Origin of the sequence: Pseudoalteromonas sp. SG43-1 (assembly GCF_014164415.1) — a bacterium.
Classification (GTDB): domain Bacteria; phylum Pseudomonadota; class Gammaproteobacteria; order Enterobacterales; family Alteromonadaceae; genus Pseudoalteromonas; species Pseudoalteromonas distincta.
This window is the reverse complement of the sequence record NZ_JACJFD010000006.1, coordinates 141,650-155,850: the sequence shown is the minus strand read 5'-3', so window position 1 is coordinate 155,850 and position 14,201 is coordinate 141,650. Positions and strand designations below refer to the sequence as shown.

Sequence of the window (14,201 nt, the reverse complement as noted above, 5' to 3'; positions counted from 1 at the left end):
GTTCAGGGAGTCGGACATCAAGAGAGCGGTAGCCTTTTTTAATATATCCTTTTCTAATTCGATGCGTTGGATTTGCTTTTTAAGTTCGCGGATTTCAATTTGTTCGGGCGTCATTGGCGAAGCAGTTGGTGTCTGGCCACTCCGCTCTTGCTTTAATTGAGTAACCCACTTACTGACGGTTGATTTACCCACCCCCATTGCTTTGGCTGCTTCTTCTTGAGTATAACTTTGGTCAACTACAAGCTGAGCTGTTTCTAATTTTATTGCCGCAGAATACGATGCGCGTTTTAATTTCGTCATTTTTTCACCCAAATTTGTATGCTTATCAGCATAACATTTCTTTCTTAATGGGTGGCTAAAATCACTGTACCACTACAGTAATAATACGACCTTTAAAGCCAAGCCAACTGCTAGCTTCAATTGGCACATTATGATATTCAGCAATAACTTCTACTTCACTTTCATAGGAATAACTTTCTTCTTCCTCATTATATTCTTTAGAATAATCTTCTCTATCAAGGTTTGAGTTTTTGTGAAGGTGGTTTAATGCAGCAAAAACGCTGGATTTACCTGCATTATTTGGTCCGATAAGAAATGTTGTGTCTCTAAATTTAATGCAGCAATTTTTTAGTTTTCTGAAATTATTTATGTGTAACTCATGTAGTCTCATTTAAACATCCATATTTTAAGTCGGCTGAAGCCCTTTAACGAGCCTGTAGATTAACTCGTTTTTTATTTGTTTTTATTGATAAATAGACCATAGCTGAGTTCCTATTTTGATTCAATCGATCACTGTATTTTTCATAGAATATAAAAGCTGGTTTGGTATTGTTTTAACTGGCGTTTTGGAAGGATTTACGGGTGTTTGAGTGGCTTTTATTTAGAGTAAAAGGGCTTTCCCTTCTTAATGCATCGTATTTTGCAGTTTTTCTATATTATGAACAAGGCAATACAGTTGCCATTGGGCGTTCACTTTCGCTTGGCTGTGTCATGCCTTTGTTGACTGTAATATTGCACTTTTAACCTAAAGAAAAGCCGGTTCAATACAGCAAAATCGCTTGCCATTCTTTAATAAACAGCTGTCGTCGCCCTATTGGGCAGTCTATTTTTACTTTCATTTTGTCTACATTGCTCAGCTTTTTGCGTAGGGTGGGTGTGTTGCTTATTGTGCTTTGTGATTTATTTATCATTGCGTTCATACGAAAGCTGGTAGCGATCATGAATTTAATGGTGAGAGATGGTGTCATCTGGAACCCTAAATTGGTTTAAAATTAGGTATTGACACCAAACTTACTTTTTAACTTATAACTCATCCCGCGAAAAATCAGTTATACTATCTCCGAACTGACTGATGGCTCTCTCCTTCAAAGGATTTAGTAACAAGCGCAGCTCAATCAAATCATTGCCTACATCAGCAATCTCATCTGAGTCATCTGACGTTTCACATATTTTTGCCATTTCTTGTTCAAGTGCTATGAGACCCTCTAGCACGTATTTTAGCTCTGATCCTGCAAGTTCAAGCTTGAACTGACTCATACAATCTTTCCTTCTTTCTTAAATACTCGAGATGCTTTTAGGGCCATTTCCTCAAGAAGTCCCTTGAACTTGTCAACCGGCATATTCCGAGTGGGCGAAATACAGTAATGGTGTGGCTTATCCTGAACCATCTTCAATCCATGAGGCGGCTGGGTATTCGGTGGAAACCTCCAAACCCAACCAGTCATTGGTGCATTGTTGATACCTTCTATATCGAAAACGCTGATCCCTTTTCCGTTTGCGATAATAACCTTAATTCCATTTACGGTTGTAACATCAACATCACGAGCTCGAACATTCGATAGACGGAGTTTTTCAAGTTAGTTGTCGCATCAAATTAAATTTTATGCCGCCCGCATTGCTTCTTTTTTCTCTGGATTTAAATTTACTTCATTGATCATCGTCCAATCTCGAGACTTTCCTGACCAACGACTTGGGTTCTGTAATTTCGCCATCTCATTTACCTGATGACGTTTCGCTAGTATCGCTTCATCTAATCCTAAATGACGCTGGTTTGGCGTGACAAATTTAATACCGCTGTGCAAGTGCTCATCGTTGTACCAATCAACAAATCCGCTAACCCACTTTCTTGCGCTACCCATGCTTTCAAAGGCTTTCTCAGGGTATTCCGGGCGATACTTTGACGTCTTAAATAGCGATTCAGAATAAGGATTATCATTACTCACAGACGGTCGGCTAAATGAAGGAACAATACCTAACTCCTGCAATGTCGCTAATAACGTTGCCCCTTTCATTGGACTACCATTATCCGAGTGCAGCGTGACTTGCTCAGGCTTTACCTGCTCTCGCCTGCAAATATCTACCATTAAATCAGCCGCCAGTGTGCTTAGTTGTGTGTCATGAACCTGCCAACCAACTATTTTTCGACTATAAATATCCATCACTAAATATAAGTATAAAAACTGACCTTTAACAGCTGTTGGCAAATACGTGATATCCCATGTATAAATTTCGTTTACACGTGTTGCCCTGAGTGCTTTTGGCTTTTTTATCTTTTTATTTGGTTTAACTTTTTCTCTGTGTGTTAATAATTTATGCGATTTCATAACACGATAGAACGAACTTTCTGATGCTATCCACACACCTTTATCCAATAGTTTAGGGACTATCTTGCTAGGTGGTAAATGCCCATATTCTATTGAATTAACAGTCTTAATTATACGCTGTTGCTCTAATTCAGTTAGCCTGTTAGGTGGTCGCTTTATCGTACTTGTTCGCTTATCTGTCATATCATCAGCTTCAATCCAGCGTTGAATTGTTCTTGCCGTTAGACCAAGTAACTCACATGCTTTTTCTTGCCTTGCCCCTGATTTCTGCGCGTCGGTAATGAGCTTTATCAATTCATGACGCTCAGTTGAGCTGGTTAATCGTCCTCGTTGAAACCCCAGAGCGCATCGGCTTTTTTTTGAGTACGAGTAAGGCGGCTGTTTCTGCTAACGCTTTGTCTTTACGATTAAGCTCTTTTTGAAGCTGCTTAATTTCTTGTTTGAGCTGTTTACTGTCTGATTTTACGGGCTTCGTTGAAGACCCTTTAGCAAAATCTTGCTTCCATTGTTTAATATGATGCGGGTAAAGCCCCTTTGCACGGCAAAATTCATTAAGAGCTGCTTCATCTAAACTCGCACATTCAATAATGGCGTTAAGCCTTTCTTCTAAGCTCCAGTCATGAGGGCGTTTTTCTGTTGTCATGTGACTACCATTATTTTTAGTTTCAAGTTCATGGTTTTTAGCAAGCGCGATCCATCGTTGCAAGGTTAAATAACCGATGCTTAAATCAAGCGCAATATCTTCTAGGCGAACATCATCACATTGAGATAATGCTTTTTCAACAGCTTGAACTTTAAATTCTTGTGTAAATCGACGTCTCATTTTATCTGCCTCTATTAAAAGTTAGAGGCGACAACTATCCTGACACAGGGGGTAGACGAGGACTTGAAGCATTTCCGAGGCGGAAAAGCTCTTCGGGTAGGATGTAAAATTCTTTTGGGTACATAATGATCTCCATATCGTTGACAAAAAGTTAGTTACTCTCTCTGAGGCCTTTATCGTTTTATAGACCGTAAAGTTTCATAAATTACGATGTATTTATCTTAGCCATCAAATAATCTTATGTAAACAACTAGCTAACTATGAATCAGCTTTTTATAAAACTCATATTATTAAATCACTTTTTTAACGCAGTTAATGAATTATTTAAAGCCCTGAAGTTTCAACATTTTAATTCAATTAGTATCCTATTTATGTATTACAACAAGCAGTAAGTGGTGCAATGGACCCCTTAAAATGAAAAAGCGCCGCAAATATGCAGCGCTCATTACTGAGTGATTGTTGTATTAAAATTTTTTAAAAGAAGCCAAGCGGATCTTCGCTGTAGCTCACTAATAAATTTTTAGTTTGTTGGTAGTGATCAAGTGCCAGTTTGTGCGTTTCGCGCCCTATTCCTGATTTTTTATAACCACCGAATGCAGCATGTGCTGGGTACATGTGATAGCAGTTGGTCCACACTCGCCCTGCTTCTATTTTACGACCCATGCGATAAGCACGGTTCATGTTTCTGCTCCATACACCGGCGCCTAAACCAAACTCAGAGCTGTTGGCAAGCTCGAGTGCTTCGGCTTCATCTTTAAAGGTCGACATAGAAATAACAGGGCCAAAAATTTCTTCTTGGAACACACGCATGTCATTTGTGCCCTTTAATAACGTAGGTTGTATGTAGTAACCACCGTTTAAATCGCCACTTAGTTGCTCTACGTTTCCGCCAGTGAGCACTTCTGCACCTTCTTTTTTACCTATTTCAATGTAGCTGAGTATTTTATCAAACTGTGCTTTTGAGGCTTGTGCGCCAACCATAGTTTCGCTGTCGAGTGGGTTTCCGCGTTTAATTTGTTGGGTACGTTCGAGTATGCGCTCAATAAACTGCTCGTATATATCTTCTTGAATAAACAACCTTGATGGGCACGTACACACCTCGCCTTGGTTGAAGTAAGCAAGCACGGCGCCTTCAATAGCTTTGGATAAAAACGCATCGTCTTTTTCCATTACATCATTAAAAAATATATTAGGTGATTTACCACCGAGCTCGACCGTTGAAGGAATAATATTTTCAGCAGCGCATTTCAAAATATGTGAGCCCACAGGCGTTGAACCCGTAAATGCAATTTTAGCGATACGCTTGCTTGTTGCCAGTGCTTCACCCGCTTCTTTACCAAAGCCGTTTACTATATTTAATACGCCTGCAGGGAGTAAATCGCCAATTATCTCCATTAAAACTAAAATAGAAGCTGGTGTTTGCTCAGCCGGTTTTAAAATTACACAGTTACCTGCAGCAAGTGCTGGCGCTAGTTTCCAGGCGGCCATTAAAATAGGGAAATTCCACGGAATAATTTGCCCAACCACACCTAGTGGCTCGTGAAAATGATACGCAACGGTGGTTGCGTCTATTTCACCTATAGTGCCGTCTTGCGATCGTAGGCACCCTGCAAAGTAGCGAAAGTGATCTGCCGCTAGCGGAATATCAGCAGCGAGTGTTTCACGAATTGCTTTACCGTTATCCCATGTTTCGGCAACAGCTAGTAACTCTAGGTTTTGCTCAATTCGGTCGGCTATTTTTAGCAGTATGTTACTTCGGTCGGTCACCGACGTTGTGCCCCATTGCTCTCGCACTGCATGCGCTTTATCGAGAGCCAGCTCTATGTCGTCTTTGTCTGAACGCGGTATTTGGCAAAATACCTTACCGTTTACTGGGCTTATATTATCAAAATATTGGCCATTAACTGGCTTCACCCACTCTCCGCCAATGTAGTTCCCGTATTGTTGTTTAAAGTTTACGAGTGCGCCATCGCTACCTGGATTTGCATATATCATGTGTGTGCTCTCTTTATTGTTGTTAGCTAAAGGTCGAACATTTATATAAAACAAAATGCTTTATATTTAATCAATGTTGATTGACATTAAACTAACAAGTACCTAAAAACTTGATTAGCTGTCCACAAAAGTTGTCTGTGAGTCCAAACTAATAAAACCTAAAGGATTGATATGCACACATCTCAGTTAAACAAAAAACGCCAACAACTTGATGTATTAATAGAAAATAAAGTCACATTCGCTGCAGATAGCAGTGAGTTGAGTATTTACGACACGTATCAAAGCGCGCAAAAGGTAGCACTGCACTCAAACGAGCTGCTGTTTTGTGCCATGCTAAGCGGCAAAAAGGTAATGCACGTAGAAAGGAGCCAATACCATAAAGTATTTTTACCACACGAGTCGTTTGTATTAGCGCCAGAGCAAGGTGTTTTAATTGATTTTCCACAAGCATCAATGCACGCCCCAACCACCTGTTTAGCCATTGAAATTAGCACAGATAAAATAACGAGCGTGGCGAATGCACTAAACATGCAGCAAAATTTTGCACACGATGGCTTATTTGAATATGTACCTCAGTTAGTGCATACCCAACATAATATTCAAACGCAGCAATTATTAGAGCGCATGGTGCATTTATTTAGTGAGCAAGGCGCACAGCGACATTACTTGATTGATTTGTCGTTGAACGAATTGATCACCCGTTTATTACAACAACAAAGCCGCGAGCTATTGCTAGCTAGCTGCGATAAGCCACGCCTTAAAACAAAAGTGAGCGATGCCCTGCTTTATATTGAAGAACACTTAAGTGAAACGCTCGACATAAATACCTTATGCAAAATAGCATGTATGAGCCGAAGTAAGTTTTATCATCAATTTAAACTCGCATTTGGCACTACCCCAGCTCTTTGGCAGCAACAGTTAAGACTAAAAAAAGCGCGTACTCAATTACTACAAGGCCATGCAATTAGCCAAGTGTGCTTTGATGTTGGATTTAATAGCGCGAGCCACTTTAGTCGCCTATTTAAACAAACCTTTGGCATTGCGCCTAAAGAATGCCGACATTAGCCCTAAAATCTTATTTTTTTACTTTGCTAACGCCCTGAATATGTTAGTTTATTAACATGTGTATTGAGTAAAGAATTGGTATGAGTAAGCAAACCCGCTGGACCCTTAAAAGTATTGCTAAAGAGTTAGGTGTGTCTAACGCGACAGTATCTAATGCGTTTAATCGCCCTGATCAGCTATCGGCTAAACGCCGAGACGATATTCTTGCAGCGTGTAAAACTTTGGGCTATTACGGGCCCAATAAGGCCGCGCAATCTTTGCGTAATGGCACATTTAATATTGTCGCTTTAGTGCTGCCCGATAGTGTGGAATACATGGTGTCGGACCCTGTGGCTAGCAGCTTTATGCGCGGTGTTACCTCGGTGCTTGAAAAAAACGGCATTAATGTTTTATTGTTTTCAGGTAATAGCGGTAACCTTAACAACGTGGTCGACTTGGTAGATGGCTTTATTTGTTATGGCCGCCCTCGTAATAACGCGTTAGTTGAGCAGTTAAAAACAGTGTCTAAACATGTAGTGACAATTGATTTTGATATTGCTCGCAATGCCTCTGTAAATATTAATAACGAGCAAGCAAGTTACGAAATTGCTAAACACGTACTGCATAATCAAAGCGATAAAGTGGCTATATTAGGGCTTAGATTACTTGATGAAAACGTATTATGCCGCGTGTATGAACACCACGAATTTGAAACCGGACAATCTATTTCGCATCAACGTTTACGTGGTTATCAACGCGCTTTAAGCGAGGCAAATATTACGGTAGCTGACGATCGTATTTGGAACATTCCTGAAAGTAGCGAGCGTTTTGCTAATATTGCTGCTAAAGAGGTTTTAAGTGCCTCCCCTCGTCCTAACGTTATTATTTGTATGAGTGATTTAATTGCGCTTGCCACAATGCGAGAAGCAATAAAACAAGGCATAAAAATAGGTGAAGAACTGCGTATTGTGGGCTTTGATGGTATTGATGAAGCAGCCCGGTTTGTGCCTCGCCTCACCACCATTCATCAAAACAGCCAAGAAAAAGGCGTTATAGCCGCTGAATTATTTATTTCTAAAGAAGAAAAAACTCAGGAAGTCAGTTACGAATTAGAGATTGGTGCGAGTAGTTAGCTTACAAACCTTGTAATAGTTTTATGTGTTAAAAAGCCAAGCTACTTAAGCTTGGCTTTTGCTTTACATGGCGTTTGTAAATTACTTTTATAACATTAAGCTAAAAATGAATTTAAGTTAATCGTTGTTTCTTCATCACCATTTACCTGCGTAATAAGTGCATGGCGTAATTTAAAATCAACAGTAAGTGAAATAGTTTGCTCATCTAGTTGCCACGATAAACAACACATACTGCCTTCACCTTGGGCGCTAAATTCACCTGCAAATGCAGGGTGTGAATTGCGAATTTTAATTAATTCAATTAAACCTTTTACTACAGGCTTATTTAAGGCTTTGTCGATTATATTTGCATCTAAATATGGGCGGTTAATATCACGGCCTACATTTGTATTTGTCAGTAATTCCATGTCGTTTTCGCAAGCAAATAGGCCGCCGTAATAAACTTGTGGTACACCTGGAGCAAAAAATTGAATTGCACGCGACAGTAAGTAATCAAAGTCTTTAGCGCCTAATGCGTTGTAGTACGTACAGTTAACTTGATATAAGTCGACATTACTCGCCGCAGCGCCCGTAGCTTGGCGGCTTTGGTTGTTGCTGTTGGCGTGCATTGTTTCTACTAGGTTATCAATCTGCTGTGCATTTAATAGCCCTGGTTTGTCGCCCATTGGACCTGCGTCAATAATGCCAATACCGTCATGTGTATCAAGTACAGTTAAGCAATTACGTGGCGAAATTTGTAACCATTTGAGCAGTGCATCTACATCGTTGTTAAATAAGCTGTGTAAAATAAGCGGTGGTAACGCAAAGTCGTAAACCATATTTACGCGTTTTGCCACTTCTACCTGAGTTTGATAATGGCTATGAATTTCTGCAATGGTTTCCATGCCTAAATCGTTTGCTTGCTTAGATAAGTTATCTAGGTAGCCAAACGTTTCATCAAGCATAAAGCAGTTAGTGCCAGCTTGCTTAATAGCGTAACCCGCCGCATCTAAACGAATAATATTTACATTGTTAGCCGAAAATTTAGTGAGTACGTTATTTAAATACGCAACACCGGCTTCTACTTTTACGTTTATATCAATTTGGTTATCGGTAAAAGTGGTCCAGAAGTCATACGTTTTACCATCACCACATTTCATTGGGGTAAAGCAACTACCAGGACGTGGGCGGTAAATTGCTTTTTGCTCAGCTTCGCTCATACCATTTGGAAATACATCATCTTTGGTTAAAAACAAATCCCAAAATTCTGATTGCTTACCTTTAGCTAATACATCTTGAAACTGAAAAGACTGCGCCGATACATGGTTAACAATTAGGTCAGCCATTAAGTCGAGATCTTTACCTAATACTTGTATGTCTTCCCAAGTGCCTATTCTAGAATCAACTTCACTATGGTCAATAGGGTCAAAGCCAGCATCGCTGCCATCAATAGGATTGTAAAATGGCAATAAGTGCACACCACCAAATACGCCTTTTAAAGGGCCGTTTAAAAGTGTGGTTAGCGCGCCTATATTTTGGCCAGTGATTCGATCAGCATATGTGATCAATTGAACTTTATTCTTCATCATTGTGTGATTACCATGTTGAAACTTAATCGATTAAGATATATCTTTAACTAGCGAGTAAGAATTTACAAGTAATTTTTAATAATTTTACATACAAATTTCGTGTCTCACGTAATACTACAGTAAGCAACTGACTGACTTACGAAGTATTAATAGAGAATTTAACGAGGAATAAACACATGACAAAATCACACACTCACGTAAGCAGCGACCCACTGCAACAAATACGCTGGCTTACATACATGATGTTTTTTATGTTTGCCATGACCTCTGACGCAGTCGGCATGATAATCCCCGAACTTATAAAAGATTTCGGTTTGAGCATGACTCAAGCTAGTGCATTTCATTACGCTCCTATGGCACTCATTGCCTTTAGTGGATTATTTTTAGGCTTTTTAGCTGACAGCCTTGGCCGTAAAAAAACCATTATGCTAGGTCTATTAATATTTTCCGCGAGTTGTTTTTTATTTGCATTTAGCACCAGTTTTACTTTCTTTTTAGTATTGCTTTGCTGCATAGGCCTGGCCATTGGTTTATTTAAAACCGGCGCACTGGCATTGCTTGGCGATATTTCACATAGTAACGACGACCATACTAAAACTATGAACAAGGTTGAGGGCTTTTTTGGCATTGGCGCTATTGTAGGCCCTGCCCTAGTTGGTGTTTTATTAGTGCAAAACGTTAGTTGGACATACCTGTATATTACTGCGGGCGTAATGTGTTTAATCCTTGCTTTATTAGCATGGCGCGCAGACTACCCTGACGTAGTTAAAACAACTGAAAAGCCAGCCTCTTTGGCCACGACCATGAAAATGGTAAAAAACCCTTATGCACTTGGCTTTTCTTTAGCTATTGCACTTTATGTAGCGACTGAAGTGGCTATTTATGTATGGATGCCAACGCTATTAAAGGACTACACAGGCTCTTGGCCACTCCTTGCCACTTATGCACTTACTATATTTTTTATACTACGTGCTGCAGGTCGTTTTATTGCTGTATGGTTACTAAATCGTTATAGCTGGCAAGGTGTTATGGCTTATTTAAGCTTAGGTATTGCGCTTTGTTATGTGGGTACACTTATTGGTGGCGTTGACTGGGCTGTAGGGTTACTACCTCTTTCAGGTTTATTTATGTCTATGGTTTATCCAACTTTAAACTCTAAAGGTATATCGTGTTTTCCTGCTGAGCGCCATGGAGCCGTAGCCGGCGTTATATTATTTTTTACCGCATTATCGGCTGCTTTAGCTCCTTTATTTATGGGTATGATCAGCGATTACTTTGGCCATGTGCGCTATGGCTTTTACTTAGCAACAGGGTTTGCCGTGATTTTATTTGTAGCCATGTTGTTCAATTATTTACGCGACCCATCAATGAGTGCTTTACAAGAAAATAACCCAACAGCTTAATAAATTTGTATCTCAATACAATAAAAAATACTTTTAAAATCAACATATGAATAATAAAAGAGCAAATTAAACACAAAATAATTTGCTTATTGTAAAATATTTGTTATTTTTACTTAATCGATTAAGTGAAAATAACAAATCCTACTGGGTTCAACACAACGAGGCGTTCACATGACAACACACAATACACCTTTATATTTAATCAGCGCTTTAGCACTTGCCGTAAGTCAAGGCGTTAACGCACAAGAAACAGACCAAGCAACACCTGAAGCATCACAAAACAAAGGTCTTGAAACAATTGTTGTAACCGGCGTACCACGTCGAACAACAATCATGGCTTCAAGCGTTTCAGTTAGTAGCGTATCACTTGAACAAGTTCAGGTGTCTACTCCTCGCTCAACAGCCGAGGCTTTTAGAATCATTCCTGGTATTCGTGCAGAATCGACAGGTGGCGAAGGTAATGCAAATATTGCTGTTCGTGGCCTGCCAGTTGCTTCAGGCGGTGCAAAATTTTTACAATTACAAGAAGATGGTTTACCTGTACTGCAATACGGTGATATCGCTTTTGGTAATTCAGATATTTTTATGCGATTAGATAACACTGTGCAAACTATCGAATCGATTCGTGGTGGCTCAGCATCTACTGCAGCAAGTAATGCACCTGGTGGCATTATTAACTTTATCTCTAAAAATGGCGAAAACGAATCTGGCAGTGTATCTACAACACTTGGCTTAGATTACGACAGCGTTCGTACAGACTTTGAATACGGCACTTACTTAACCGATAGCGTGCGTTTTCATGTTGGTGGCTTTGTTCGACAAGGCGAAGGCCCGCGCGAAACAGGTTACACGTCTAATAAAGGTGGCCAAATAAAAGCTAATCTTACAAAAGATTTCGACAACGGTTACGTTCGCCTTTACTACAAACACTTAGACGATAAGAGTGTTGGCTACCTTCCAATGCCAATGTACTCAAATGGTGACTCTATTGCTGGCTTTGATGCGCAATCAGACACACCTCACTCAGCGTTATTTACTAAAACAGTACGTTTAAATGGTGAAAACCAAATCAGTAGCGGCGATATTCGCGATGGTATGAATCCAAAGGTTGACTCTGTTGGTTTTGAAGCTGTATTTGATTTAGATAACGATTGGCGTATCGAAAACCGTTTTCGTAAATCATCAATAAGCGGCAACTTTAACTCGCTTATTCCTGCAGAGGTTGGCAGCGCATCATCTATTGCACAGAGCATTGGTGGTGTAGGCGCAACACTCAGTAACGCAAACACGGGCGCTGCATTTAACGACGACCTTGCTATGCGAATTCATACGTTTGACGTAACAATGAACGACTTCGATTCATTAGTTAACGACTTTAAACTAACTAAATCGTTTGATGATGACACCAGCATTACCTTTGGTTATTACGCGTCAACACAAAACATTGCTATGTCGTGGTTATGGAATTCATACCTTATGGAGCTTAAAGGCGACAATGCTGCATTATTAAATGTTACTGCAGCTGACGGTACTGAATTTTCAGAAAATGGTTTATATGCATATGGCACACCTTACTGGGGAAACTGTTGCCAACGTGATTACGACACAGAGTACGACACCCGTGCACCATACGTTGCATTCTCTACTAAATTAGGCGACGTAAGCATTGATGCAAGTGCCCGTTACGACAGTGGCGAAGCTCGCGGTAACTATGCAGGTGCCGTAACATCAACTGTAGATATGAACCGCGACGGAGAAATATCAATCCCTGAGCAAAACGTTGCAGGTATTGATATTGCCAACGCCAGCCCAGTAAACTATGACTGGAACTATTCTTCTTATTCAATTGGTGCTAATTATCAAATTGACCCAAGCCTTGCTACGTTTGCACGTATTAGTAAAGGTGGGCGTGCAAATGCTGACCGTCTTTTATTTGGTAAAGTACGCGCCGACGGCTCTGTTGCAAAAGAAGACGCTGTTGATGAAGTAAACCAGTTTGAGTTTGGTGTTAAAAAGCGCTTTGATTCATTATCAGTGTTTGCTACTGCGTTTTTTGCCGAAACTGAAGAGCAAAATTTTGAAGCAACATCACAAACGTTTTTTGACCGTGAATACGAAGCAAAAGGGATTGAAATAGAATCTACTTACTTTATTGATGCATGGGATTTTCGCGGTAATTTAACTTGGACCGATGCAGAAATAGCAAAAGATGCGCTTAACCCAGATGTTGTAGGTAATACACCACGTCGTCAAGCCGATTTAATTTACTCATTAATGGCACGTTACAACTATGAAAAAGGCGCTGCAGGGGTAAGTTTCATTGGTACTACCGATGCATACGCTCAAGATAATAACGATCTACAATTTGACGGCTACACACAGGTAAATGGCTTTGTAAGCTATGACTTATCTGAAAACCTTAATATTGCGCTTAATGTGAATAACCTCTTCGATACAGTAGGTATTACAGAAGCAGAAGAAGGTTCAGTACCTGAAAATAACATTATTCGTGCCCGTACTATTAACGGCCGCACAACGTCGGTAACTTTAAAATACGCTTTTAACTAAATGTGTGTATTGCGCTGCGGTGAGTAGTCACTGTAGCGCCTTTTAAAGTATGAATAAATAACACCCTTCACGTTTTTTAGCCTAGCCTTGCTAGGCTTTTTAGGATATTCCAAATGACTAAACTCCTGTGCTTAGGCGAGCTATTAATTGATATGCTGCCACAAGATGCTAATAACTCAGCCTATTTACCTATACCAGGTGGCGCGCCTGCCAATGTAGCTGTTGGCTACGCAAAACTCGGCGCAGAGGCTGCATTTTGTGGTGGTAAAGGGGACGATCATTTTGCCAATCAATTAAGTAATGCATTAGCGCAATACAATGTAAATACAGACTATTTATTTACCATTGCAGGCTCACAAACCGCCATGGTTATAGTAAGCCTTGATGAAACCGGCGAGCGTAGTTTTGGCTTTTATCGCCATAACACAGCCGATGTACTATTAACGCAGGCGCATTTAGCGCATATAAATTGGCAAGAAATAAGCACACTACACTTTTGTTCAAACACATTAACCGAATCAGCAATTGCCAACACAACGGTTAAAGCGCTAGAACTTGCAAAAGCGAATAATAAGCTCGTCAGTTTTGATGTGAATTTACGCTACAGCTTGTGGGAAAACACAAACGATATAGCAAGCAATGTAAAAGCCTGTTACACCTATTGTGACATAGTAAAACTCTCGCGTGACGAACTTAATTTTTTAGCTCAGCATAGCGATACAACGAGCGATGATTACATTCAAATGCTATTAAATACCGGAGTAAAACTGGTGTTTTTAACCGATGGACCAGAGCCTGCCACGGTTTACCACAGCGCATTTACACTTAACGAATCGGCACCAAAAATAAACGCCGTAGATACAACAAGCGCAGGTGATGCATTTATAGCGGGGGTTTTATACTACTTAAATAACTTAGGAAGTGATTTACCACTAGCAGATAAACTAAATGATAAAGCGAGCGTAAAAGGCGCCCTGCACTTCGCTCTTAAATGTGGCTCTAAAGCGTGTTTAGCTAAAGGGGCATTTCCGGCATTACCTGTGCTGGCTGATGTACTTTAATAG

General features: G+C 40.1%; 10 protein-coding genes and 1 pseudogene. 5 read left to right on the top strand and 6 right to left on the bottom strand.

Annotation, left to right across the window (positions count from 1 at the left end):
• From H5159_RS07145 to H5159_RS07120, 5 genes and pseudogenes are all read right to left on the bottom strand, one after another.
• Positions 1-300, bottom strand: a pseudogene (locus H5159_RS07145) (transposase); the annotation flags it as partial.
• A 61-nt stretch (positions 301-361) separates the two neighbouring features.
• Positions 362-670 carry an AAA family ATPase gene (locus H5159_RS07140; protein WP_182737735.1) on the bottom strand — a complete coding sequence of 103 codons (309 nt, stop codon included), beginning with the start codon at positions 668-670 and terminating at the stop codon, positions 362-364.
• Positions 671-1,302: 632 nt separating this feature from the next.
• Entirely contained in the window at positions 1,303-1,536 is a 234-nt protein-coding gene (locus tag H5159_RS07135) for a hypothetical protein (RefSeq protein ID WP_007379016.1), read from the bottom strand.
• 344 nt (positions 1,537-1,880) lie between these two features.
• Positions 1,881-3,426 (bottom strand): IS3 family transposase gene (locus H5159_RS07125; protein ID WP_182780082.1). Its coding sequence is split into 2 segments (ribosomal slippage): positions 1,881-2,946 and positions 2,945-3,426, totalling 1,548 coding nucleotides; the frame shifts between segments, so codons are not numbered across the junction.
• A gap of 474 nt (positions 3,427-3,900) precedes the next feature.
• The gene (locus H5159_RS07120) at positions 3,901-5,421 is read right to left on the bottom strand and encodes an aldehyde dehydrogenase family protein (protein ID WP_182695372.1); all 1,521 of its coding nucleotides are present in this window, start codon (positions 5,419-5,421) and stop codon (positions 3,901-3,903) included.
• Positions 5,422-5,592: 171 nt separating this feature from the next.
• On the opposite strand from H5159_RS07120, the gene H5159_RS07115 reads away from it, so the two are divergent.
• Positions 5,593-6,486 carry an AraC family transcriptional regulator gene (locus H5159_RS07115; RefSeq protein ID WP_024596981.1) on the top strand — a complete coding sequence of 298 codons (894 nt, stop codon included), beginning with the start codon at positions 5,593-5,595 and terminating at the stop codon, positions 6,484-6,486.
• A gap of 80 nt (positions 6,487-6,566) precedes the next feature.
• On the top strand, positions 6,567-7,598 hold the full coding sequence (locus tag H5159_RS07110) for a LacI family DNA-binding transcriptional regulator (RefSeq protein WP_182695370.1): 1,032 nt from the start codon (positions 6,567-6,569) through the stop codon (positions 7,596-7,598).
• Positions 7,599-7,693: 95 nt separating this feature from the next.
• Here H5159_RS07110 and gtfA read toward each other — a convergent pair whose 3' ends face one another.
• A complete protein-coding gene (gene gtfA / locus H5159_RS07105) occupies positions 7,694-9,166 on the bottom strand; it encodes a sucrose phosphorylase (RefSeq protein WP_002960098.1) in 1,473 nt (490 codons plus the stop codon).
• Positions 9,167-9,342: 176 nt separating this feature from the next.
• Between gtfA and H5159_RS07100 the strand changes: the two genes are divergently transcribed.
• From H5159_RS07100 to H5159_RS07090, 3 genes are all read left to right on the top strand, one after another.
• Positions 9,343-10,569, top strand: coding sequence for a sugar MFS transporter (locus H5159_RS07100; protein WP_039488390.1), 1,227 nt, complete (start codon positions 9,343-9,345; stop codon positions 10,567-10,569).
• A 171-nt stretch (positions 10,570-10,740) separates the two neighbouring features.
• Positions 10,741-13,137 carry a TonB-dependent siderophore receptor gene (locus H5159_RS07095; protein ID WP_182692364.1) on the top strand — a complete coding sequence of 799 codons (2,397 nt, stop codon included), beginning with the start codon at positions 10,741-10,743 and terminating at the stop codon, positions 13,135-13,137.
• A gap of 113 nt (positions 13,138-13,250) precedes the next feature.
• Positions 13,251-14,198: a carbohydrate kinase gene (locus H5159_RS07090; RefSeq protein WP_039488389.1), complete on the top strand. Its 948-nt coding sequence runs from the start codon at positions 13,251-13,253 to the stop codon at positions 14,196-14,198.
• The last annotated feature ends 3 nt before the right edge of the window (positions 14,199-14,201 follow it).